A 26,144-nucleotide genomic window follows, 5' to 3' on the forward strand; every position below is an offset into this window, starting at 1 on the left:
TTTATTTTTTTATTTTTTTAAATAAAAACGTAGTATAAATCTTTATAAAACGGTTATATGTACATACATATCTTTTGATATATTTAATTTTATTATAAAATATGATGTATTTTAACGTTCTAAGTAACAATTGTTGCTATGTTATGAAAAAATGTTTTTATAAATTTAAGGTCTTGTTGTGAATTTATATTTTTTCATTATTTATTTTATTTTTCTTATAGTTATATAAAAACTATAACCATATTGATCATTTTTTTATTTTTTCAAATATTTAATAGTTTTATATGAATTATTCATTAGTAACGTTAACAAAAAATTTGTGGTGTTTTTTGTTTTTTTTTGTTGTAAATTTTACTATACCGGATTTTAAAGCAAATAAAGTATAATCTTTACCACAACCTACATTTATGCCTGAATGAAATTTGCTTCCACGTTGGCGTATAATTATGTTACCCGCATTTACTTTTTCCCCGCCATAATGTTTTAAACCTAAACGTTTACTTTTCGAATCTCTTCCATTGCGAGTTGAACCACCAGCTTTTTTATGTGCCATTTTTATTAATTTTCATCCTAATTAATTGTTGTTAATATTTATTATTTTTATATTTGTAAACCATTGACGATGCCCTTGGGTTTTACGAAAATGTTTTCTTCTTTTAAATTTAATAATTTTTATTTTTTTATTTTTATTATGTGATATTGTTTCTGCTTCAATGGTTTTATTTTTGATAAAAGGATTGCCAATTTGAATATTGTTCGTATCAACAATGATCATTATTGTATTGAATGTTATTTTTTCACCTATTTTTGTAGGTAATTTTTCAATTTGTATTGTTTGTCCTTCAGTGACCTGGTATTGTTTGCCACCGTTTTGAAAAACTGCGTACATAATGACCTCATTGTTGTCTTGATGTTTATTTTTAATGAAAAGTATGTTATTTATTAGTTAAATTGATAACATCATAATTTAAACGATATAAATATTAAAGAGATTTAATCACGAAAAATAAAAAATTTTTTTTGTTTTAGTGTATTTATTTTATAGTTGTTGGTGTAATGATGATATTTATATTAATTATGTACAGTATAAATGAAATGTAATATGTATGAAATTTATTAAAGCATATAATGAATTTTAAAGAAATTATTGAATTAGTTGCGCGGGACATGTCAGATGTTAATATAATGATTTGTGAACGTCTAATTTCTAAAGTTAGTTTAGTCAATAAATTAATTGGCCATATTCTTAGTACTGGCGGCAAACGAATTAGACCTATCATTGTTTTGTTGATATCAAAAATACTTAAATATAAAAGACAGCATATTACTATAGCTACATTAATAGAATTTATTCATATGGCAACATTATTGCATGATGATGTTGTAGACCATTCTGATTTACGTCGAGGAAAAGTAACAAGTAATATAGAATTTGGTAATACTGCAAGTATTTTAGTAGGAGATTTTATATATACTAAAGCTTTTCAAATGATGATTTCATTAGGATCTTTAAAAATATTATCTTTAATATCCCGAGCAGTTAATGTAATTGTAGAAGGTGAGTTGCTGCAATTAACGAATTGTAATAATCAAAATATTTCTATAGAAAATTATATGCAAATTATTTATAGAAAAACTGCTAAATTATTCGAAGTTGCATCACAATCATCTGCTATTTTGGCAGGTGCTAATGCTTGTCAAGAAGCGTCTTTACGTAATTATGGGCGTTATTTAGGTATGTCTTTTCAGTTAGTTGATGATTTATTGGATTATGTTGCTGATAGTAAAATATTTGGTAAAAACATTGGTGGTGATCTTAATGAAGGGAGATTGACTTTGCCTCTTTTGCATGCTATGAAATATTCTACTTCAATGGAAAGTTTATTGATTAAACAGGCAATTGGGGAAGGTAATAGTAGAGATTTTTTAACAGTTATTGTTGAAGTAATGCATAAATATGGTTCTTTAGAATATACTCGTGAATGTGCAAAGAAAGAATCGGATAAAGCAATTGCTTGTTTAAGTGCATTTAAACCATCACCATATCTTAGTGCATTAAAAAGTTTAGCCAGCATAGTAGTACATCGTGATGTATAAAGTTGTAATGTAACAGTAATTGGTTTGTTTGTATATTAATGGTAAAAGATATAAAAGATTGTTTATTTTGTGTTATGCTATTATGGCATTATCGTATAATGTTATTTCAATATTAATTGTTATGTTAATAGAAATTGATTTAATTTTGTATATATAGTGGTCGTACTAGTTTTTATATTAAATTATTTAATTATGAATGATTGATGTGTCTGAAAGTTAGTTTTTGCATTAGTTTATTATTTTTAGTTAACTTTTTTTAATTAGATATTTATTCAATAAATTTTTTATTAAAAATGAGTAGATATTTTGTAATTATTAGGAATAATGTATGAATTTTAGTCGAATACCAGCAGGTAGGAAAATTCCGGAAGATATTTATGTTATTATTGAAATACCTGCTCATTCCAGTCCAGTTAAATATGAAATAGATAAACATAGTGGTCTTTTATTTGTCGATAGGTTTATAAAATCTACAATGTCTTATCCTTGTAATTATGGTTATATAAATTACACTTTATCTTTAGACCAAGATCCAGTTGATGTATTGATTCCTACTCCATATCCTTTACACCCGAAGTCAGTAATACTTGGCCGCCCAGTAGGTATGTTAAAAATGATAGATGAATCTGGTAAAGATTATAAGATAATAGCGGTACCGCATGATAATATATCCACTGATTATAAGCATATTAAGGATATTAATGATTGTTCTCAATTATTACGAGAACAAATTGTTTATTTTTTTGAGCATTATAAAGATTTGGAGGCAAATAAGTGGGTAAAGATTATTGGTTGGGATGATGTTTTATCTGCTCAACGAGAGATTGTTTGCGCATGTAATCGTTTTATGAAATAAGTACAGATTATTATGTTATAATTATGCTTTTTGTCGTTTAATGGATTATTTTTGTTTTTTCAATAAAAATAATAGGAGTGGTTATTGATTATTGTTTATTTTGATTATAGTTAAATAATTAAATTGATATTAAAAAAATAGATTAATGATTGATTATTTTAGTAGTATGTATAATGAAAGTTTCTGTCGTAATGATGTTTATTGTGTTGTTTGTTTTAAAAAAATATTTGTACGATGATGCATAAATTTAAATGTTTAAATATAGTAGATAATAGGGTTACGATTGTTAGTTTATTATGTTTTTAAAAAATGAATATTGTTAAATATTAAATGTGTAATGACTATTTTATTTGTTTTATTTTAATACATTATGTATTAAAATGTTTATTTTTTTGAATTGCGATAATTGCGTAAAATATACAGAATTATGTAAATTTAAAAGAACATATTAATTATTTATGTTTATTAAAATATTAATAATATTGGTTTATTATTATATTTTTTTATTGGCTTAATCATTGTGTCATTAATTCGCTGAATTTTTTTTGTGATTTATTTAGTGTTTATAATTATACTTGTATCAAGTATATATAATGATTATAGGGTGTTTTTTTGTTTTTTTATTTTATGTACTAATTTAATAATTATTATTATTTTCGGAGTATATTATTTATTATTAAAATGGTACACATCTAATTTGATTATTAATTATTTTATATAGAGATGATATATTGTTAAAAATATAAGTTTACGAACATGTGTTTATAACAAAACTTGAATATGTTAGATATGGAACAATGTTATACGGTGAAATATATTTTAGAATTATCACAAAGATATTTTGTTGTGTATTTAAATAGTTAGCTACATTGTTTTTGTTTGTTTTATAGCAAATGTGAACGTATTTGTTATTTATATATTGATATAATCAATGTGTTAAGGAGTGGATGATATGAATCAAATTCCAATGACTGTATATGGTTTTAAAAAATTAAGGAAAGAACTTAATTATTTAAAAAATATACGTCGCCCGGAGATTATTAAAATTATTGCTGAAGCTCGTGAATATGGGGATTTAAAAGAAAATGCTGAGTACCATGCTGCGCGTGAGCAACAAGGATTTTGTGAGGGGCGTATTCAAGAAATTGAAACAAAACTTTCTCATGCTTGCATTATAGATATAACTAAAATATCTCCTAATAATACAGTGATTTTTGGGTCTACAGTAAGTATTAAAAATTTAAATACAGGAATTACACAAACGTATCGTATTGTTGGTGATGATGAAGCTGATTTTAAGAAAAATATGATTTCAATTAATTCTCCTATAGCTCGTGGATTAATTGGAAAAAAGGATGGAGATATTGTAATTATTAGAACCCCGGGTGGAGAGGTGGAATATAAAATACTTAAAGTAGAATATATTTAAAGGTATAATAAAATATATAATTTGTTTTATTTAATTATTTTTCGTGTTCAATATTTTTAACAGTTTGTAAATAGATATATTTCGAAATTTAGCAATGTAGATATAAAATGATCTTGTTGGGTTCATGTGATATAATTGTATACATAAAAATATTTGTTTGTTTTATATTTTAAAGAATTGATTAATTTTTATTTTGTTTGTTATTTATATTTAGGAACCAAAATATTTTAAGTTAATTGGTTAATTATAAGCAATTACTATTTCTTGTAAATAAGATATAGGGATGTAAATTATATTGGTTGTTTTCATAATATTTTATGATGTTGTGTGTTTTTTATTTTAAATTTTATAACGTTTTTTGTGATTACACTATATAAGTTATATATTTAGTGTATTTTGTGTTTTCTTTTTGTAGATATTTGTAAGATTTTATTTTATTTAAATGTAATCTCTTTTATACTAGCTTTTATATTCACATGATCTAGTATTTATAATTGAAAAAAAAGAATGTGTTATGGTGATGCGAAGACGTTCTGTAAGTTCTAGTAGATGGTTGTATAATCATTATAATGATCAGTATGTTCAGCAAGTTTTTCAAAAACAACTGCGATCCCGTTCTTGGTTTAAATTAGCAAGTTTACAATGTAGCGATAATTTTTTACGTCCTGGTATTGCAGTAATAGATTTAGGTTCGTCTCCTGGTGGTTGGTCGCAATATATAGTTAATAAGGTAAGAAATATCCGTGTTGTGGCTTGTGATATTTTGCCTATGCATCCCATTAAAGGAGTAAATTTTTTGCAAGGTGATATTAGTGAAAATAAAGTATTAAATTTTTTATTTAATTTATTGAATAATAAGAAGGTTCAAGTTATTTTGTCTGATATGTCTCCTAATATAAGTGGTAAAGCGGAAATTGATATTCCTAAATCCATATCTTTAGGTGAGTTAGTTGTAGATATATGTAGAAATGTTTTAGAAATTAATGGTGTTTTAGTAGTAAAAGTTTTTCAAGGAGAAGGTTTTGATAGATATTTATGTCATATACGTACTTTATTTACTGAAGTGAAAGTTCGTAAACCTCATGCTTCTTGTGTAAATTCTCGTGAAGTGTATATCGTAGCAAAAGGATATAAATTATAGTAGCATGTTTAGTTCTAAATTGAAGATATCGTTGTAATTATGAGGTTAATTCTTTGAGTGACATGGCAAAAAACCTAGTTATTTGGTTAGTTATTGCAGTAGTATTAATGTCGGTATTTCAGAGTTTTGGGCCAGGAAATTCAGATGGTCGTAAAGTAGATTATTCAACATTCGTATCTGAATTAAATCAAGATCAGATCAAGGAAGTACGTATTGATGGGCGTGAAATTGCTGTTATGAAAAAAGATAGTCATCGTTATATTACTTATATTCCGATGAATGATTCTAAGTTACTTAGTACTCTTTTATCTAAGAAGGTGAGGGTAGTAGGTGAACCTCCAGAAGAACCTAGTTTGTTAGCATCTATTTTTATTTCTTGGTTTCCTATGTTACTACTCATAGGTGTATGGATTTTTTTTATGAGGCAAATGCAAGGGGGAGGTAAAGGTGCAATGTCTTTTGGTAAAAGTAAAGCTCGTATGTTAACTGAAGATCAGATAAAAACTACTTTTGCTGATGTTGCGGGTTGTGATGAAGCCAAAGAAGAAGTGAGTGAATTAGTAGACTATTTACGTGAACCTAGTAGATTTCAAAAATTGGGCGGTAAAATTCCTACAGGGGTTTTGATGGTTGGTCCACCGGGCACTGGAAAAACTTTGTTAGCTAAGGCAATTGCTGGTGAAGCAAAAGTACCATTTTTCACTATTTCTGGCTCTGATTTTGTGGAAATGTTTGTTGGTGTAGGTGCTTCTCGGGTTAGAGATATGTTTGAACAAGCAAAAAAAACAGCACCATGTATTATTTTTATAGACGAAATTGATGCTGTAGGTCGTCAACGCGGCGCGGGTCTAGGCGGTGGTCATGATGAACGTGAACAGACTTTAAATCAGATGTTAGTGGAAATGGATGGTTTTGAAGGTAATGAAGGTATTATTGTTATTGCAGCTACGAATAGGCCTGATGTACTTGATCCTGCATTGTTACGTCCCGGTCGTTTTGATAGACAGGTAGTAGTGGGATTGCCTGATGTACGGGGGCGAGAGCAAATTTTAAAAGTACATATGAAATTTGTTCCATTATCTCAAGATGTTGATGTTTCTGTAATCGCTCGTGGTACTCCTGGTTTTTCAGGAGCAGATTTAGCTAATTTAGTAAATGAAGCTGCCTTATTCGCCGCGCGTGATAGCAAGAGATCAGTATCTATGATAGAATTTGAAAAAGCTAAAGATAAAATTATGATGGGTACTGAACGACGTTCTATGGTCATGACTGATTTTCAAAAAGAATCTACTGCTTATCATGAAGCAGGTCATGCTATTATAGGTAGATTAGTACCGGAACATGATCCAGTACATAAAGTTACTATTATTCCTCGTGGTAGGGCTTTAGGTATTACGTTTTTTTTACCGGAAAGAGATGAAATTAGTGCAAGTCGTCAAAAATTAGAAAGTCAAATTTCTACTTTGTACGGAGGGCGCCTTGCGGAAGAAATAGTCTATGGGCGAGAGCGCGTTTCTACTGGTGCATCAAACGATATCAAAGTAGCTACTTCTATAGCTCGTAACATGGTAACTCAATGGGGTTTTTCTGATAAATTAGGTCCATTATTATATGCAGAAGAAGAAGGTGAAATTTTTCTTGGAAGATCTGTGGCTAAAGTTAAGCATGTGTCAGATGAAACAGCACGTTTGATAGACCAAGAAGTAAAATATTTAATTGAACGTAATTATTTGAGGGCGCGTGAATTGCTTGTAAAGCATATGGATATTTTACATGCTATGAAAGATGCATTAATGAAATATGAAACTATAGGCGCTCTTCAAATAGATGATTTGATGAATCGTCGGTCTGTCCGTCCTCCTGCGGGATGGGAGGATAATAGTGTTACGGACGTGGTTAAGTAGTATTTATATTACTATTGTTATTTTTGAAGGATAAAAATTAATAAAATTTTATAATGACAAATAATATTCAATATAATTTAATTATTTACATAATTATGTTAATTTTGTTTTACAATGTAGTTTATTTTTTAAGTAATGTTTCAGGAAAAATTGTAATTTATAGTCTATTATAAATGTAAATTGATTATTTGGGTTATATGATTAATAAGTTAAAGATAAATTATAAAAAACCTTTAGTTATGGGTATTTTGAATATGTCTCCGGATTCTTTTTCAGATGGAGGGGATTTTTGTTCTTTTAATAAAGCTATTGATCGTGCTGCGGTTATGGTTGCGGAAGGAGCTGATTTTATTGATGTTGGTGGAGAATCTACTAGACCTGGTGCTTCTGATGTTAGTGATAGTGAGGAAGCTTCTAGAGTAATTCCTGTAGTAACAGAGTTAGTTAAACGTTTTAATGTGTATATTTCGGTCAATACATCCAAACCTTTAGTAATAAGAGAAAGTGCGTGTGTAGGAGTACATTTAATTAATGATGTGCGGTCTCTTAACGAAGTTGGTGCGTTAGAAGCTGTTATTGATAGTGGATTATCAGTATGTATAATGCATATGCAAGGTTCTCCGAATACTATGCAAATTAATCCTTCTTATGAGGATGTTGTGCAAGAAGTGGATGCTTATTTTTTTAAACAAATTCAACGCTGTGAAATTGCTGGACTGAAAAAAAATAAATTAATAATTGATCCTGGTTTTGGATTTGGTAAGTTTTTAAAACATAATTACCAACTTTTAGCACATTTAACATATTTTCATCATTTTGGAGTTCCTTTATTAGTAGGAATATCTCGTAAATATATGGTTGGTCAATTAATGAATGTTCCTCCTAAAAAAAGAGTTATAGGTAGTATTGCATGTGCTGTAATTGCTGCTATGCAAGGTGTTCAAATTATTCGTGTTCATGACGTTAAAGAAACTACAGAGGCGCTTAAAATAGTTGCACATACACTTTGTTATAAGGAAAATTTTTTTGTATGAAGTGTTGTAGATATTTTGGTACTGATGGTATTCGAGGTAAGGTAGGTGAATCGCTTATTACTCCTGAATTTATTCTTAAACTTGGATGGGCTATTGGTAAAGTTTTAGGACGTTGTAGTTCTGGTACAGTAATTATTGGCAAAGATACTCGTATTTCTGGTTATATGTTAGAATCAGCATTAGAAGCTGGATTATCTTCTGCAGGTTTGTCATCTGCATTCACAGGACCTATGCCTACACCTGCTATTGCATATTTAACTAGAACTTTTCGAGCAGAAGCAGGGATTGTGATTTCCGCTTCTCATAATCCATATTATGATAATGGTATTAAATTTTTTTCTATAGAAGGAACAAAATTATCTAGTAAAATAGAAGAAGTTATTGAAACATATTTAAGTAACAAATTAACTTGCGTGAGTTCGGCAGAATTAGGTAAAGCGAGTCGTATTATTGATGCAGCTGGTCGTTATATTGAATTTTGTAAAGCAACTTTTCCTACTCATCTTACTCTTAAGACGTTAATAATTGTAGTAGATTGTGCTAATGGAGCTACTTATCATATTGCACCAAGTGTTTTGAGTGAACTTGGCGCAAAAGTTATTACTGTAGGCTGTCATCCTGATGGTATGAATATTAATAAGAAGTGTGGTACCACTGATGTTAGACAGTTACGCGATAGGGTATTGCAAGAAAATGCTGATGTAGGTATAGCATATGATGGTGATGGGGATAGAGTTATTATGATAGATCATTTTGGAAATCGGGTTAACGGAGATAAGATACTTTATGTTATTGCACGGGAAAAATTACGTCAATCTAAATTAGAAGGTGGTGTAGTTGGAACATTGATGAGTAATATGGGATTAGTTTTTGCTTTACAAAAACTAGGCATTCCTTTCGTTAGATCTCATGTAGGAGATCGTTATATAATTGAAATGTTAAATAAAAAAGGTTGGCGTATTGGTGCTGAAAATTCAGGACACATTATTCTCTTAGATTATACAACCACTGGAGATGGCATTATTGCATCTTTACAAGTATTATCCGCTATGATTACTAATAATATTAGTTTATATAATTTATGTAGTGATATTTGTTTATTACCTCAAATATTGCTTAATGTTAATTTTGCACGACATTGTATTAATCCTTTACAGTCTCCTGTTGTAAAAAAAGTTTATCAAAATGTAAAATATCAATTGTTGGGACGTGGTCGTGTATTATTACGACAGTCTGGAACTGAGCCTTGTATTCGTGTTATGGTGGAAGGTGATAATATAGAAGAGATTAATTATTTTGGTAATCAAATAGTTGATGCAATAAAATCTGTGAGTTAATAATTTGATATATTTGCTGTTTATATATTTCGGTACCATGTATTATTTTATAATTTTAAAATTATTTCTTGATTAGTGAAAAATTAGTAGTATAGATAGTTAATAAATATATAGAATGATATATATGTTATATCAGTGTTTTTGGTACCAGTGTTTTGTATTTAAATATATAAAGTAGTATAGGAGAAGATATGTATGTATCGAGTGTTGTTGATAGTATTTTTATTGATATCAATTATGCTTGTAACATTAATTATGTTACAAGATAATAAGCATACGGATATAAAATCTGGTTTGTCATCAGAATATTCCACAGCTTTTTTTAGTGCATCTAGTTATGGTAATTATATTACAGGTATGATTACTGTGTTAGCATTTTTGTTTTTTATTTTTAGTTTAATACTTGGGAATATTAGTAATAAACATAACACATCGTATGTGGATAGTGGTGTTGTGTATGAAAAAAATAGTAATAAATTAATGCAGTTAACTGATCAGGAAAAAGATTCATTGTAGGGTGAATAATTTATTTCGACATAAGATTATATACAAGTAAATAAATAATATTAGTAAATATTATTTTTGTTATTTTATGCCGAGGTGGTGGAAATGGTAGACACGCTATCTTGAGGTGGTAGTGCCCATTTGGGATTGCGGGTTCAAGTCCCGTCCTCGGTATTTTTTGTGATTATTTTTTGTTGATTTTAACGAATATTAATTTTATAATTAGACTGTTTTTAGTTGTTTTATATTGAAGTATTATATAAAATTAGTAGTTTATTTTTTGATAAACGCGGGGTGGAGCAGTCTGGTAGCTCGTCGGGCTCATAACCCGAAGGTCATTGGTTCAAATCCGATCCCCGCAACCACAATGTGTTTTTAGTTTATGTTTAGTGTACTAAACATAAACATTGATAATATTATTTGTATTAGTTTATATGTAAAGAATAGTTTTAATTTCTTTTACATTTTACGATTATTTTTGAGTGGTAAAGTTTTCTGACCACTTTTTTTTGTTTTTTTTGGGGGGGGTGTTGGTTAAAACATTAAAAGAAAAATTAATGGAAGTTATCAAGCCTATTTTAAGCAAACATAATTATGTTTTGATTGGTATTGAATTGATTCGTTGCCGAAGAATGTTAACACGTATCTATATTGATAAAAAATATGGAAACATTACGCTTGAAGATTGTGTTATTGTAAGTAGACAAATAAGTACTTGCTTAGATAAAGAAGGTTTTGTTCCAGTTTCTTATATTTTAGAAGTATCTTCACCAGGATTAAATCGCCCATTGTTTTCCCGTGCACATTTTGTTCAATTTATTGGCTCGGAGATTTATTTAATATTACGTGTTATGTTATATGGTCGTCGCAGATGGCGCGGTATTATCAAAACAGTTAATGATGATGAATCATTTGTATTAGCTGTGGAAAATAAGAATATAGATATTATGTTAAGTAATGTTCAGAAAGCAAATTTGGTACCCCATGTTTAATTTGTATTGAGGCAATTAGGATGAATAAAGAAATTTTAGCTGTTGTTGAAGCAGTTTCTAATGAAAAATCTATTCCTCGAGAAAAAATTTTTGAGGCACTTGAAGCTGCGTTGGTGGTAGCTATGAAGAAAAAGTATGAACATGATATTGAAGTTCGTGTTAATATTAATCGTAAATCTGGTGATTTTGAAACATTTCGTCGTTGGTTAATTGTAGATAAAGTAACTCAACCGACTCGTGAAATTACTTTAGATGCTGCTCAGTTTGAAAATTCTCAAGTAAAAATTAATGATTATTTTGAAGATAAGATTGAATCTGTATCTTTTGACCGTATTACTACTCAAACGGCAAAACAAGTAATTGTTCAAAAGGTACGTGAAGCTGAGCGAGCTATGATAGTTAATCAATTTCGTAAATATGAAGGAGGTATTGTTACTGGTATTGTGAAAAAAATGAGTCGGGATAATATTATTATGGATTTAGGCAATAATGCGGAAGCGATTATTAATCGTGAAGATATGTTGCCTCGTGAAAATTTTCGTCCAGGTGATCGCATTCGTGGTGTATTATATTTAATTAAACCAGAAGTACGTGGGGCTCAATTATTTGTGACTCGTTCTCGTTCAGAGATGTTGACTGAATTATTTCGAATTGAAGTTCCAGAAATTGGTGAAGAATTGATTGAGATTAAAGCTATTGCTCGAGATCCTGGTATACGATCTAAAATTGCTGTTAAAACTAATGATAAACGCATAGATCCAGTAGGAGCTTGTGTAGGTATGCGAGGCGCGAGAGTGCAAGCAGTATCCAGTGAATTAGGTGGAGAACGAATTGATGTAGTATTATGGGATACTAATCCAGCTCAGTTTGTTATTAATGCTATGGCTCCTGCTGATGTAGCTTCTATTGTTTTAGATGAAGATAAACATACTATAGACATTGCGGTAGAAGCAAATAATTTAGCTCAAGCTATTGGGAAAAATGGACAGAATGTTCGTTTGGTATCTCAACTTAGTGGGTGGGAATTAAATGTAATGGCTGTTGATGATTTACAAAAAAAACATCAGGCTGAAGAAAATGATGCTATATGCAATTTTGTTAATAGTTTAAATATTGACGAATCGTTGGCTAAAATTTTAGTACAAGAAGGATTTTCCTCTCTTGAAGAATTAGTATATGTACCAATTAATGAGTTGTTGGAGATCAATAAATTTAACGAGGAAATTGTAAATATGTTACGTTCTCGCGCAAAAAATGCTTTAACCACGTTTGCATTGGTACATGAGAAAAATATTAATATTAGTTCAGGGATCAATCCTTCTGATGATTTACTTAGTTTACCTGATATGGATCGTGAAATAGCATATAAATTAGCAGCACGTGGTGTTTGTACATTAGAAGATCTTGCTGAACAAGGTATTGAAGATTTATCAGATATTGAAGGATTAAGTATCAAAAAAACTGGTGAGTTAATTATGGCTGCACGTAACATTTGTTGGTTTAGTAATAATAATTAATAATTAATAATATAGCGATAATAATTTAAGGAATGGTATGACAGATGTAACTGTAAAATCTCTTGCAATAAAAATTAAAATTCCAGTTGAACTATTGATACAGCAATTTGCTGCTGCTGGTCTTAATAAGACAGCGGTAGATGTTGTTACATCGCGAGAGAAAGAAATCTTATTAGTTCATTTAAGTAAAGGTCGAAAGATTGTTTCAAATAAATTAGCTTTGCAGCGTAAAACGCGAAGTACTTTAAATATTCCGAGTATTGGTGGTAAAAGTAAGAAAGTGCAGGTAGAAGTTCGTAAAAAACGTATTTATGTTACGCAGGAACCCCAAATATGTCGTCAAGATATGTCAGATGAACAAATTAATGAAGTAAAGAGTACACAAAGTCACAAATGTAGCTCTGTTGTAGATTATACTAACAAAATAATTAGTAAAGAAGATATTCGTGTTGTTGATAGGTGTTCTAAAAATTTTAGCCCATCTTGTCAGAATATAGACATAACGCATGTTGAATATAAGGTCAAGGAAATCACTCATCGTAAGATAAAAGCAAAATGCAAAGTTCAAGAAGTGACTAAGAGTGGTTTACATCATGTCATGAAAAGTAATAAGAATAATAAGAATAATGTTAGTCGTCGGTGTCTTGATTCGTTATTGAATGTTAATCAAAATGATAACATGGAGTGCCGTCACACTACTTTACATCATACTTTAAAAATGGAAGAAAAAAATAATAATAAGATAGGTAATGATCGTCGTTCTCGCACTCGTATACGTCCTAAAGATCGTGCTGTAAAATCTATAAAATTTAAAAAAAATAATAATTATGTGATGTATTATTCTAATGATGAACATGAAGAGTTACATTCTATTAATCGTAATGTTAAAGCAAAGCAACGTAAGTTAAATAATAGTAATTTGATACAAGCTTTTAATAAACCTACTAAGATTGTGAATCGTGATGTTATTATTGGGGAAACAATTACTGTAGCAGAGCTTGCAAATAAAATGGCGGTCAAGAGTTCTTATCTTATTAAAAACATGATGAACTTGGGAATAATGGCTACTATTAATCAAATTATTGATCAAGATACAGCTCAATTGATTACGGAAGAAATGGGTCATAATGTTATTTTACATCGTGAAAATGCATTAGAAGAGTTAGTCATGAATGATCGTAATCGTCATATTGATATGCTTACCAATACAGTTGAAACTCGAGCTCCGGTAGTAACGATTATGGGACATGTAGATCATGGCAAAACCTCATTGTTAGATTATATTCGATCTACAAAAGTAGCTTCTACTGAAGCTGGTGGTATCACTCAACATATAGGAGCCTATCATGTAGAAACTGCTAATGGTATGATTACTTTTTTAGATACTCCGGGGCATTCAGCGTTTACAGCTATGCGTGCTAGAGGCACGAAAGTTACAGATATTGTTATTTTGGTTGTTGCTGCCGATGATGGTGTAAAGTTACAAACTATTGAAGCAATTAAGCATGCTAAAGTTGCACAAGTTCCAATTATTGTTGCAATTAATAAAATAGATAAGTCAGATGCTGATCCTGAACGAATAAAAAATGAATTAGTACAACATGGTGTTATTCCAGAAGAATGGGGAGGTGATAGTCAATTTGTTAATATTTCAGCTAAGTTGGGTATAGGTATTAATAATTTACTTGAAGCTGTTCTTTTGCAGGCAGAAATTTTAGAACTGAAAACTATTTGTAATGGTATGGCAAGCGGTATAGTAATTGAATCTTATGTGGATAAAGGACGTGGTCCTGTTGCTACTGTTTTGGTGCGTGAAGGAATGATGAAACGTGGTGATATTGTTTTGTGTGGTTGTGAATATGGTCGTATTCGTTATATGCGAAACGAGGTGGGAAGAGATATTTATTCAGCTGGTCCATCTATTCCAGTAGAAGTTTTTGGTTTATCGGGATCTCCAATTGCAGGTGATTTAATGACTGTTGTACGAGATGAGAAAAAAGCACGAGAAGTAGCTCTTTATCGTCAAGGAAAATTTCGTGAAGTTAAGTTGACACGTCAGAAAAAATCTAAATTACAAGATATTTTTTTCAATGTAATAAATGAGTCTTCTCATCGTACTATTTCTGAATTAAAAATTGTACTTAAATCTGATCTTCAAGGTTCCTCTGAAGCTATCGTTGAATCTTTACAAACTTTATCTACTGATAAAGTAAAGATTAAAATCATATATTCTTCTGTAGGTAGTATTACAGAGACTGATGTTGCTTTAGCTGTAGCATCTAATGCTGTTTTATTAGGTTTTAATGTTCGTGCTGATTCTTCCGCGCGACGTATTATTAATATAGAAAAAATAGATGTTCGTTATTATTCTGTCATATATGATTTAATTAATGAAGTAAAGAAAACTTTAAATGGTTTGTTTGTTCCTGAGTGTAGATTAGAAATAATTGGTTTAGCTGAAGTACGTAATGTTTTTCGTTCTCCTAAATATGGAGTTGTTGCTGGTTGTATAGTTACTGAAGGGATAGTAAAACGTCATAGTAAAATACGCATCTTACGTAATAATATAGTTATATATGAAGGTGAATTAGAGTCTTTACGTCGTTTTAAAGATGATGTTAATGAAGTAAGAAATGGTGTAGAATGTGGGATAGGTATAAAAAATTTTTTAGATATCTGTTCCAGTGATATGATTGAAGTTTTTGAAATTATTAAAGATTAATTAGTATTTTTTAATTTGTAAAATATGTAGTGTATGTATAAGAGTGTAATTGTGTTTGTTTTATACCGATAATTTTAGGTATTTTTGGCGGGGATTTTTTATAATGGGTGCAAATAATTATCATAGGATACGTCGTTTTGCTCACGAGATAAAAAAACATATTGCTGTTATTTTACAACGTGATGTTAATGATTATCGTGTAGGTGTGGTAACTGTTTCAGGAGTAGATGTATCTAGGGATTTGGTATACGCTAAAGTTTTTGTTACTTTTCTTGATAAGAGTAAAGATATAGATATAAAACATGGAATTTGTGTTTTACAGATTGCTTCTGGGTTTATTCGTCATGCATTAAGTAAAGTTATGTGTTTACGAATTGTCCCTAATCTTATTTTTGTTTATGATACTTCATTAGTGGAAGGGATACGTATGAGTAATTTAATTACTCAAGTAACGAGGAGAGATATAGAATTGCAAAACAAAAATCATGGCTAAGAAGTGCTTTGTGTTAAATGATATCAAACATCGCGTCGTTGACGGTATTTTACTTTTAGATAAATCTAGTGGTGAAACTTCTAATGCTGCGCTTGGTAAGATAAAAAAGTTGTTTCGTGCCAACAAGGTTGGCCATACTGGTTCCCTGGATCCTTTAGCAACGGGTATGCTTCCGATTTGTTTTGGAGAAGCAACTAAGTTTTCTCAATATTTAATAAATGCCGATAAACGTTATTATGTGATTGCTAAGTTTGGTAAACGCACTGATACTTTTGATTCTGAAGGGCGTGTAGTTTCTATTCGTCCTGTTAATTTTACTGAAAATCAATTATATAAAGCTATTGATTTTTTTAAAGGACAGCATTTGCAAGTCCCGCCTATGTTTTCTGCTGTAAAATATCAAGGTTGTCCTTTGTATAGGTATGCTCGTAAAGGTATTAAGATACCTCGTACTTCACGTTTGATAAATATTTATAATATTGACGTCCTGCTCTGTAATAAAAAGAATATTTCTTTAGAGATTCATTGTTCAAAAGGTACTTACATTCGTACTATTATAGATGATCTTGGAGAATACCTTGGTTGTGGTGCATATGTTGTTGCATTACGTCGTCTTACAGTAGCTAATTTTTCTACTTCATCGATGATATCTTTTGCAAAATTACACAATCTTGTTGACAATGATACATTGAAGATTTCGTGTTGTAGTAGTAGATTTAACCGTTTAGATAAATTATTATTACCAATTGATAGTGCCTTATTAGATATGCCTGTACTTAATGTATCATTATCTGTTGCTAATGTTATTCGTTATGGACAAACAGTGGAGATTGTAACTGATTTAAATAATTGTTTAGTGCGTATAATGGAAAATAGCGGGCAACGATTTATTGGGGTTGGTGAAATTCTTAATAAAAAACAATTAGTGCCTCGTAGATTAGTTTCATCGTCTATCATTTTATAGTATAAATTTAAGTAATAATATTATTTACTTTAAACAAGTTAAGGATGTTATAATGCCTCTAAATATTGAAGATAAGTTGAAAATTATTTGTAAATTTGGATCTAATGTTAAAGATAGCGGTTCTACTAGTGTTCAAATTGCGCTCCTAAGTGCTCGCATTAATTATTTACAACATCATTTTTTACTTCATAAAAAAGATTATCACAGTCGTCGAGGTTTGTTACGAATGGTTTCGCGACGTCGTAAATTATTAAATTATTTAAAAAATAAAAATATTTCGAGTTACATGGGGTTAATAGACCATCTTGGTATTCGTCGCTAGTTTGTTATAAATAGTTAATTTTGAGTATTTTTGTGTTTTATTTTTTTTGATTTATTAAAATGAATTTTGATGTATATTTTAATAGTTATTTTTTGTTAATTGGTGTATTTTAGTTTAATATACATTATTGGTTTATATTGATAGCTTTAAATAATGAATAGATAGTTAAATTTTTATATATGGGTATATAAATTTGTTAAATTCATTTGTTCGTAAATTTTCATATGGAGAGCATACTGTAGTTTTGGAAAGTGGTTTAATTGCTCGTCAATCCAATGCTGCAGTTATGGCTAGTATGGGTGATACCACGGTGCTTGTTACAGTGGTAGGTGTTCCTGATATTAAGACAGAGCAGGATTTTTTTCCTCTTTTTGTAAGTTATCAGGAACGTACCTATGCAGCTGGTCGTTTTCCTGGAGGCTTCTTTCGTCGCGAAGGTCGTCCTAATGAAACGGAAATATTGACATCTCGTTTAATAGATAGGCCGATTCGTCCATTGTTTCCAGAGGGTTTTTTACATGAAGTTCAAGTTATTGCTACAGTGATATCAGTAAATCCTCAAATCAATCCGGATATTGTAGCAATTATAGGTGTGTCAGCAGCATTAAGTATATCTGATATTCCATTCAATGGTCCTATAGGTGTTGCTCGTGTTGGATATATAAAGGGTCAATATATACTTAATCCAACTATGGATCAATTAATTGATAGTCGTTTAGATTTAGTTATTGCTGGTACTGAAAGTGCAATTTTAATGGTAGAATCCGAAGCGGATGTGTTGAGTGAAAGTGAGATGTTAAATGCTGTTATTTTTGGGCATGAGCAACAACAAATAGTTATTAAAAATATAAAAGAATTTGCAAATGAAATTGGTCAGTCTAAATGGGCGTTGCGTTCTTTAGAAACTAGTGTTATTTTACAAGATCATATAATAGATTTAGCAAAATCGCGTTTTTGTGATGCATATCGTCTTTTTGACAAGAGTATACGTTGTGCTAGAATTGATTATATTAAAAATGACATAATAAGTCTTTTGTCAGATAATAATAATGCAAAAATGGATGTTAATTTAATTAAGAATGTATTAAACGGTTTAGAAAAGCAAATTGTGCGCCATCGTATTTTACAAGGAGAATTACGTATAGATGGGCGATCAAAGGATGCGGTTCGTAATTTAGATATACGTACTGGTATTTTACCTAGAACGCATGGTTCTGCATTATTTACCAGAGGTGATACTCAAGCACTGGTAACTGCTACTCTTGGTACTGAACGTAATGCGCAAAATATTGATGAATTAATTGGTGAACGTACTGATAGGTTTTTGTTACATTATAATTTTCCTCCTTATTGTGTTGGTGAAGTTGGTTTAGTAGGTTCTCCAAAGAGAAGAGAAATAGGACATGGTCGTTTAGCAAAACGTGGTATACTAGCAGTCATGCCAAAAATACATGAGTTTCCATATACAGTGCGCGTTGTATCAGAAATTACTGAATCAAATGGTTCGTCTTCTATGGCTTCTATTTGTGGTGCGTCTCTTGCATTAATGGATGCAGGTGTTCCTATTAAATCTGCAGTTTCTGGAATTGCAATGGGATTAGTAAAAGAAGGTAGTAATTTTGTAGTGTTATCTGATATTGTAGGTTATGAAGATTATATAGGTGATATGGATTTTAAAGTAGCAGGTAGTCGTCAAGGTATTACAGCATTGCAAATGGATATTAAAATTGAAGGTGTTACTCGTGAAATTATTTATGAAGCGTTAAGGCAAGCAAAATGTGGTAGATTATCTATATTAGATACTATGGAAAAAGTTATACGAGCTCCTCGTTGTGATATTTCTGAATTTGCGCCACGTATTCATACTATAAAAATCAATCCAGGAAAAATTAAGGATTTAATTGGTAAAGGGGGGTCTGTAATTCGTGCTTTAACAGAAGCAACCGGTACAAATATTGAGATAGAAGATAGTGGTATTATAAAAGTATCATCTGTAGATAAAGAAAAATCATGTAATGCTATTCGTCGTATTAGGGAAATAACTGCTGAAATTGAGGTAGGTTGCGTGTATACTGGTACAGTTACTCATATTGTTGATTTTGGAGCCTTTGTTGCTATTTGTGGTGGTAAAGAGGGTTTGGTGCACATTTCTCATATTGCTAAAAAGAGAGTGAGTAAAGTTGCTGATTATTTAAAGATAGGACAAAAGGTATCTGTTAAAGTAATAGAAATAGATCGTTTAGGACGCATTCGTTTAAGTATTAGGGATATTCGTGTTTGAGTATAATATTATAATATAATCAGTTTTTATGTTATTAATTGTTTTATTATTTTTCATTTTTATCGGATAATTAAAATGATTTATATATGTATATGTAATGGGTATTTTTAGTGTAAATAACTTAACTTAACGATATTTGTTATTTAAATATTGATTTATTGTTGAGGTATTGTTGTAATAAAATTACAATACATTTAAATGGTAATATTCAATTGAATGTAAGAATGTGGTTATTTGATAATAAAGAGTTTTATTTTAGTATATTTTTAAATTTGTTAGTATATGTTTATTTATTTTTGATGTCTTTTGTTCTATTTATAGTAAAGTACATACAATAATTAATAATTGTTATGGATAGTTTGTGTTTATTTATTATTTTGTTTTTTTATTATTATAATTTAAAATTTAGACAACTTTAAGTTTGTAGTTAAATGTAAGTTATATTGTAGTTTAGATATTTTATTTTTTTGTACTAGGTAATAAGATTATATAAAGTCTTTATAGTTATATCATTAAATAAATTGGCTGATAGTCATGATTAATTAAGATTTTTTAGCATAAAGTGATCTTTGAAAAGTAATAATAAATTTTATTTTCTAAAATAATAAAGGTCAATATATATATAATTCGGCATTTTAATATGTCAAGATAATAACAGAAAAATATATGAGTGTATTTATTTAATTTAGATTAGTAAAAAAATAAATAATAATTTTGTTGTTTCGTATTTTATTATAATCAGTTTTTGTATTTTTGTGTTTTTCTTATCCTAAAATTATTAGGGTAAGGATGATGGAGTAGATATAAATGTTAAGTAAAAATAATTCTTTTGTTGATTTAGGTTTAAAACATCATGCTATCCTTAATGCTTTAAAAGATTTTGGTTACAAAATCCCATCTCCAATTCAGTTAAGATGTATTCCTTATTTGTTAGCTGGTCGTGATGTGTTAGGTATGGCACAAACAGGAAGTGGTAAAACTGCGGCTTTTGTTTTGCCTTTGTTACATAACGTTAATCCTAAATTAATGGTAACGCAAGTATTGATTTTAGCCCCTACTCGCGAGTTAGCTATTCAAGTTAGCACAGTATGTTCTGAATTTTCTAAATATATAGATGGTATTCATATAGTTCCGTTGTATGGCGGACAACGTTATGATATTCAATTTCGTGCTTTAAGCAAAGGAGCTCATATTGTAGTGGGAACTCCAGGTAGGTTGTTAGATCATTTGAATAGGGGCACATTGAATTTATTTAAATTGAGAAGTTTAGTGTTAGATGAAGCTGATGAGATGTTACGTATGGGGTTTATTGACGATGTGGAAAATATTTTATCCAAAGTGCCTATTAAACGTCAGACAGCTTTGTTTTCTGCTACTTTACCGATAGTAATTAAACGTGTAATTAATCGTTTTATGAATAATCCTCAAGAAGTTTTTATTCATTCTGGAATTAGTGTGTGTTCAGATGTTAGACAATATTATTGCCCGATTTATGGTACTCGTAAAAGTGAAGCATTAATGCGTTTTTTAGAAACAGAAAATTTTGATGCCGTTATTGTTTTTGTACGTACTAAAAGTTCTACTGTTGAGGTGAATGAAATATTAGAACATAATGGTTACAATAGTGCTGCATTAAATGGTGATATGAATCAGATTTTGCGTCAACAGACATTAAATAGATTTAAAAATGGTAAATTAGATATTCTTATTGCTACAGATATAGCAGCACGGGGATTAGATGTGGGTCGTATTAGTTTGGTAATTAATTATGATATTCCTTTAGATGTTGAATCTTATGTGCATCGTATTGGACGTACTGGACGTGCTGGACGTATTGGTAATTCGTTGTTATTCGTGGGAAATTATGAATTTAAATTATTACGTAATATTGAACGAGGAATACATTATTCTATCCCGGAAGTACAACTTCCGTCTTCTGATACATTAAATGTTCGTAGATTAGAAAAATTTTCTGCACAGGTACAGATGCAATTACAATCTGATGATTTAAATATTTATCTTAAATTATTATCAAAGATAAAATTAAAAACTAATTTAGATATAGAAGATCTTGCAGCTGTATTTTTAAAAATGGTACAAGGTAGTAAACGATTGATAGTATCTTCAGATTTAATAAAGAAGAATGTTGCATTACCTCGTAAAGTTAAAGCTAACATTATTGATGGTAATGGTAATGGTATACGATATAATAAAAAGATATTATCTGTTACATGTATAAAAAAAAATATGAATAAAAAAATGAGCCTTTATCGTATCGAATTGGGTCGTGATCATGGTATTAAAATGCAACATATTCTTGGAGCAATACATGGTGAATTAAACATTAATGTTTATATAGGAACAATTAAATTATTTTCTTCTTATTCTACTATTGAATTATCTAGAAAAATACCTGACAAAATTTTGTCTGATTTTAATCGTATACGTATTTTAAATAAGCCTATAAATATTCGATTCTTAGGTAATGTTTTGTCGCGTCGCAATATAACGTAAATTATTATTATAGATTATAATTAATTAGTGATTAAATGTTGTAATGGATGATTTTTTAGGATGTTTAATGATAAAGAAAAATGATTGGATATTACAGCGACTAGGTATTATTCAATGGAAGCTTAAACAGCATATAATTTGTGAAGATGAATGTTCGTTAATATTACCGTCTTACATTATTTTATTATTAATAGCAGATCCATTACCATCATTAGATCATACATTATTACATGATGTGATACGTAGTTTACAGTTGACTTTAGAGCAGTTCTGTGTTTTATTACCAAGACAGGCAAAATTGATATCTGACAGAGTCAGATATCACAGTTGGTGGATAGGTATCAAGCCTTTTCGTGATTTTGATGGAGCTGTATTTGTCACTCCTCCGTTGTCTGTAGTTTGTCAAAGTTCTATTATAAAACAAGATTTATGGCAGCAGATACTTAGTTCTAATTTTTCGAAAACTTGAAAATAGGATTTATTTATAAATTTAAAATTTTATTATTTTTTAATTATTATATAGTAAATATTATTAATGCATTTTATTATATTATAAAATATTATAGATATTATTTTGTTGTTGTATATAATGAAAGCTTGGTTGTATTTTAATTATTTGAGTTATTAGTTTATAAATATTGATAATATTTAATTAATTTATATTTATGATGTGGTTTATATAGACTTTTTATTTTAATAAGTATGTTAAAATATTTATTTCATTAAATCATATGCATTGTGGTATGTTTGTTGTTTATTTAAATATTTAAATATTATTATTAATTATTTAATAATGTTAATTTATATTATAAAATTTTATTTATTTTATAATTATTAAAATATAACTTGTTGATTTCATGATTTTCAAACATAATATTATTTTTATTATTTATATATTTTGAATGTTTTATATTTTGTTTGTTTTTGTTAATAATTTTTTATTTAAAAATTTCAAGTATATTTATTATTTATTTTAATTATTATGTATTATTAATTATATTAAGAATAATAATTGACAATTAGACATATAACAATAATATATATAATAGTGGTAATATTTAAATTATTGTATTTTTATGCAAAATTATTTAAAATGCTTTTTAACTGTATTTATTAATATTTATTAAAGAATTTTAGATTATTTAACTTGTGTTTATTATTTTTATTTTTATTTATGTAATTTAATTTTTGATTATTACATTTGCATTGTAATTGTGATAATGGTTAATATTTTATATTATAGTTTTATGATGTATATTATGATGTTTTATGATTTTAATTATTACATATATCAATATATCTAATAATTAATTATTATGTAATTATATTTTTTGTATTTATTTAAAATATAAATGTTTAATTGTAATGACTATAAACAGCGGCATGATTTCTGTATCATGATTACATTATTTGTATTATTTGATTAATATTTTTGCTATTGCTAAAGTTATTTTTTTTATAATGAATATGATCAATATATGGCCATCTTATAGGGAATCCCCTCGTATTTTTATCTTAATTATATGTGAAATGTACGGGTTTTTTCGACTTTAAATTTAGGAGATACAAATGAGAGTCTTAAAATTTGGTGGCACTTCAGTTGCTAATGCTGAATGTTTTATTCGTGTTGCTAATGTTTTAGAAAATTATATTAAACAAGGACAGATTGCTGTTGTTTTGTCAGCGCCAGCAACAATTACTAATCATTTAGTGGCGATAGTCAATAAGACATTAAATAGTATGGATATTATGCATGATTTCCATAATATAGAAAAATTTTTTGTAGATCTTTCAAATGCTTTAGTGTATTTTCAGCCAACGTTTGATTATTTGACATTAAGCGATATACTTCGTCAAGAGTTCACTAATCTTAAACAATTATTATATGGTATTTCGTTATTAAAATATTGTCCTGATAGCATTAATGCTGTTATTATTTGTTTAGGTGAAAAATTATCAATTTTTTTAATGAAAGAATTATTGGTTGCACGTGGTTTTGGTGTAACTGTTATTGATCCTGTAACAAAATTATTAGCTCACGGCAGTTATTTATCCTCTATGGTGGATATTAAAGAATCTACTAAACGTATTCAAGAAGTAGTCATACCTAGTGATAATATTGTTTTAATGGCTGGTTTTACTGCAGGTAATGAACGCGGTGAATTAGTAGTATTGGGTAGAAATGGATCTGATTATTCTGCTGCAGTGTTAGCAGCTTGTTTACGTGCCACTTGCTGCGAAATTTGGACAGATGTTGATGGAGTGTTTACTTGTGATCCACATCAAGTACCCGATGCTCAATTATTGCATTCGTTATCTTATCAGGAAGCAATGGAGCTTTCGTATTTTGGAGCTCAAGTGCTTCATCCTCGTACTATATTACCTATTGCTCAATTTAAAATACCTTGTCTGATAAAAAATATTACTAATACTCAAGCTCCTGGTACTCTTATTGGTCCTGTTAATAACAGTCAAAATAGTTATGTAAAAGGAATAACTTATTTAAATAATATGACTATGATTAATGTTTCTGGACCTGGAATGAAGGGTATGATTGGCATGGCAGCTAGAGTATTTGCAGCGATGTCTCGTGCTGGATGTTCAGTAGTATTAATTACTCAATCTTCTTCAGAATACAGTATTAGTTTTTGTGTTCCTAATAAAGATTTATCTATTGCGCGTGAAGTGTTAGATGAAGAGTTTTATCTAGAATTGAAAGATGGTTTATTGGAACCTGTGGATGTTACAACTCAATTGTCTATTATTTCAATAGTAGGTGATGGCATGCACTCCTATTTTGATTTACCTATTAAATTTTTTGGTGCTTTATCTCGTGCTAATATTAATATTATTGCAATTGCTCAGGGTTCATCAGAACGTTCAATTTCAGTTGTTGTACATGATAGCAATACTGCTACTGGAGTACGAGTTGTTCATCAGGCATTATTTAATCATAGTTATCAAATAATAGAAGTATTCATTATTGGCATAGGTGGTGTTGGTTGTGCTTTAATCGAACAAATTCGTCGTCAATGTGATTGGTTAAAAGATAAGCATATTGACTTGCGTATATGTGGTATTGCTAATTCTCGTTTTATGTTAATTAATATGTATGGTATAGATTTAAGTAAGTGGCAAGGGTCTTTAATATATGAGGAATGTGAAGTTACTAATTTAGAAAAATTAATTCATCTTTCTAAAAAACATCATTTATTTAATCCAGTAATAATAGATTGTACCAGTGATTTGGGAATAGCAGAACGATATGTAGATTTTTTATTGCACGGATTTCATGTAGTTACTCCTAATAAAAAGGCTAACACCTCTTCTATGGATTATTATCGTAAAATTCGTAATGCAGTTATAGTATCTAAGCGTAAATTCCTTTATGATACTAATGTTGGTGCTGGTTTGCCAGTTATAGAAAATTTACAAAATTTATTAAATGCTGGAGATGAATTAGTGTATTTTTCCGGGGTACTTTCTGGATCTTTGTCATATATTTTTGGAAAATTGGATGAAGGTATGTCATTTTCAGCCGCAACCATTGCTGCAAAGCAACATGGTTATACAGAATTTGATCCTCGTGAGGATTTAGCAGGCATGGATGTAGCTCGGAAGTTACTTATTCTTGCTCGTGAAGTGGGTTATCAATTAGAATTAGAAGATATATCTGTGACATCGGTTCTTCCTGTGGGTTTTGATATTAGCGGCAGTGTGAGTAGTTTTCTTAATAGATTGCCATCTATTGATCGTGATTTTTCTGTTAAAGTTGCGTTAGCTCATGATAGGGATTGTGTTTTACGTTATGTAGGTAGTATTAATAAAAAAGTTTGCCAAGCAAAAATTGAAATGATAGATAGCAATAATCCTCTTTTTAATATTAAAGATGGTGAGAATGCATTGGCATTTTTTACTCATTATTATCATCCATTACCATTAGTATTGCGTGGTTATGGTGCTGGTAATAATGTTACAGCTGCAGGAGTATTTGCTGATCTTTTACGTACATTAGTGTTATTTAATTAATTTAGAGT

19 protein-coding genes, 2 tRNA genes and 1 pseudogene are annotated in these 26,144 nt (G+C 29.3%); 20 read left to right on the plus strand and 2 right to left on the minus strand.

The features are described 5' to 3' along the window. Positions 1–289: 289 nt before the first annotated feature. Together rpmA and rplU are read right to left on the minus strand one after the other, a co-directional pair. Entirely contained in the window at positions 290–553 is a 264-nt protein-coding gene (gene rpmA / locus BOBLI757_RS00445) for a 50S ribosomal protein L27 (RefSeq protein ID WP_046304563.1), read from the minus strand. Between the two features lie 21 nt (positions 554–574). After that, positions 575–889, minus strand: a complete 315-nt coding sequence (gene rplU / locus BOBLI757_RS00450) for a 50S ribosomal protein L21 (protein WP_046304565.1) — start codon at positions 887–889, stop codon at positions 575–577. A gap of 239 nt (positions 890–1,128) precedes the next feature. Between rplU and ispB the strand changes: the two genes are divergently transcribed. From ispB to thrA, 20 genes and pseudogenes are all read left to right on the plus strand, one after another. Beyond that, entirely contained in the window at positions 1,129–2,097 is a 969-nt protein-coding gene (ispB, locus tag BOBLI757_RS00455) for an octaprenyl diphosphate synthase (protein WP_046304567.1), read from the plus strand. Positions 2,098–2,425: 328 nt separating this feature from the next. Further along, positions 2,426–2,953 carry an inorganic diphosphatase gene (ppa, locus tag BOBLI757_RS00460; RefSeq protein ID WP_046304569.1) on the plus strand — a complete coding sequence of 176 codons (528 nt, stop codon included), beginning with the start codon at positions 2,426–2,428 and terminating at the stop codon, positions 2,951–2,953. A 952-nt stretch (positions 2,954–3,905) separates the two neighbouring features. Next, entirely contained in the window at positions 3,906–4,382 is a 477-nt protein-coding gene (gene greA / locus BOBLI757_RS00465; RefSeq protein ID WP_046304570.1) for a transcription elongation factor GreA, read from the plus strand. Positions 4,383–4,896: 514 nt separating this feature from the next. Then, positions 4,897–5,523, plus strand: a complete 627-nt coding sequence (rlmE, locus tag BOBLI757_RS00470; RefSeq protein WP_046304572.1) for a 23S rRNA (uridine(2552)-2'-O)-methyltransferase RlmE — start codon at positions 4,897–4,899, stop codon at positions 5,521–5,523. Between the two features lie 53 nt (positions 5,524–5,576). After that, a pseudogene (gene ftsH, locus BOBLI757_RS00475) lies at positions 5,577–7,400 on the plus strand (ATP-dependent zinc metalloprotease FtsH); the annotation flags it as partial. 224 nt (positions 7,401–7,624) lie between these two features. After that, positions 7,625–8,461 carry a dihydropteroate synthase gene (gene folP, locus BOBLI757_RS00480; RefSeq protein ID WP_046304574.1) on the plus strand — a complete coding sequence of 279 codons (837 nt, stop codon included), beginning with the start codon at positions 7,625–7,627 and terminating at the stop codon, positions 8,459–8,461. Beyond that, positions 8,458–9,798 (plus strand): phosphoglucosamine mutase, encoded by a 1,341-nt coding sequence (gene glmM, locus BOBLI757_RS00485; protein ID WP_046304576.1) that lies wholly within the window; start codon positions 8,458–8,460, stop codon positions 9,796–9,798. Before folP ends, glmM begins: the two co-directional genes overlap by 4 nt. 195 nt (positions 9,799–9,993) lie before the next feature. Further along, complete coding sequence (gene secG / locus BOBLI757_RS00490; protein ID WP_046304578.1) at positions 9,994–10,314, plus strand: preprotein translocase subunit SecG; 321 nt, start codon at positions 9,994–9,996, stop codon at positions 10,312–10,314. Positions 10,315–10,392: 78 nt separating this feature from the next. Further along, a tRNA-Leu gene (locus BOBLI757_RS00495) sits at positions 10,393–10,476 on the plus strand. Between the two features lie 114 nt (positions 10,477–10,590). Next, a tRNA-Met gene (locus tag BOBLI757_RS00500) sits at positions 10,591–10,667 on the plus strand. A gap of 117 nt (positions 10,668–10,784) precedes the next feature. Further along, a complete protein-coding gene (gene rimP, locus BOBLI757_RS00505; protein ID WP_238954652.1) occupies positions 10,785–11,294 on the plus strand; it encodes a ribosome maturation factor RimP in 510 nt (169 codons plus the stop codon). Positions 11,295–11,314: 20 nt separating this feature from the next. Next, positions 11,315–12,811, plus strand: a complete 1,497-nt coding sequence (nusA, locus tag BOBLI757_RS00510; RefSeq protein WP_046304580.1) for a transcription termination factor NusA — start codon at positions 11,315–11,317, stop codon at positions 12,809–12,811. Positions 12,812–12,848: 37 nt separating this feature from the next. Next, complete coding sequence (infB, locus tag BOBLI757_RS00515) at positions 12,849–15,533, plus strand: translation initiation factor IF-2 (RefSeq protein ID WP_046304581.1); 2,685 nt, start codon at positions 12,849–12,851, stop codon at positions 15,531–15,533. A 103-nt stretch (positions 15,534–15,636) separates the two neighbouring features. After that, on the plus strand, positions 15,637–16,026 hold the full coding sequence (gene rbfA / locus BOBLI757_RS00520) for a 30S ribosome-binding factor RbfA (protein ID WP_046304583.1): 390 nt from the start codon (positions 15,637–15,639) through the stop codon (positions 16,024–16,026). Then, positions 16,019–16,990, plus strand: a complete 972-nt coding sequence (truB, locus tag BOBLI757_RS00525) for a tRNA pseudouridine(55) synthase TruB (RefSeq protein ID WP_046304585.1) — start codon at positions 16,019–16,021, stop codon at positions 16,988–16,990. The genes rbfA and truB overlap by 8 nt, the downstream gene beginning before the upstream one ends. A gap of 52 nt (positions 16,991–17,042) precedes the next feature. Next, positions 17,043–17,312, plus strand: coding sequence for a 30S ribosomal protein S15 (gene rpsO, locus BOBLI757_RS00530; RefSeq protein ID WP_046304587.1), 270 nt, complete (start codon positions 17,043–17,045; stop codon positions 17,310–17,312). A 193-nt stretch (positions 17,313–17,505) separates the two neighbouring features. Then, positions 17,506–19,593 (plus strand): polyribonucleotide nucleotidyltransferase, encoded by a 2,088-nt coding sequence (pnp, locus tag BOBLI757_RS00535; RefSeq protein WP_046304589.1) that lies wholly within the window; start codon positions 17,506–17,508, stop codon positions 19,591–19,593. Between the two features lie 807 nt (positions 19,594–20,400). After that, on the plus strand, positions 20,401–22,107 hold the full coding sequence (locus BOBLI757_RS00540; RefSeq protein ID WP_052712330.1) for a DEAD/DEAH box helicase: 1,707 nt from the start codon (positions 20,401–20,403) through the stop codon (positions 22,105–22,107). A 43-nt stretch (positions 22,108–22,150) separates the two neighbouring features. Next, a complete protein-coding gene (locus BOBLI757_RS00545; RefSeq protein ID WP_082087392.1) occupies positions 22,151–22,576 on the plus strand; it encodes a DNA polymerase III subunit psi in 426 nt (141 codons plus the stop codon). Between the two features lie 1,100 nt (positions 22,577–23,676). Next, entirely contained in the window at positions 23,677–26,136 is a 2,460-nt protein-coding gene (gene thrA, locus BOBLI757_RS00550; protein ID WP_046304593.1) for a bifunctional aspartate kinase/homoserine dehydrogenase I, read from the plus strand. Positions 26,137–26,144: the final 8 nt, after the last annotated feature.

The sequence above is a fragment of the Blochmannia endosymbiont of Camponotus (Colobopsis) obliquus genome, assembly GCF_000973545.1.
Lineage (GTDB): Bacteria > Pseudomonadota > Gammaproteobacteria > Enterobacterales > Enterobacteriaceae > Blochmanniella.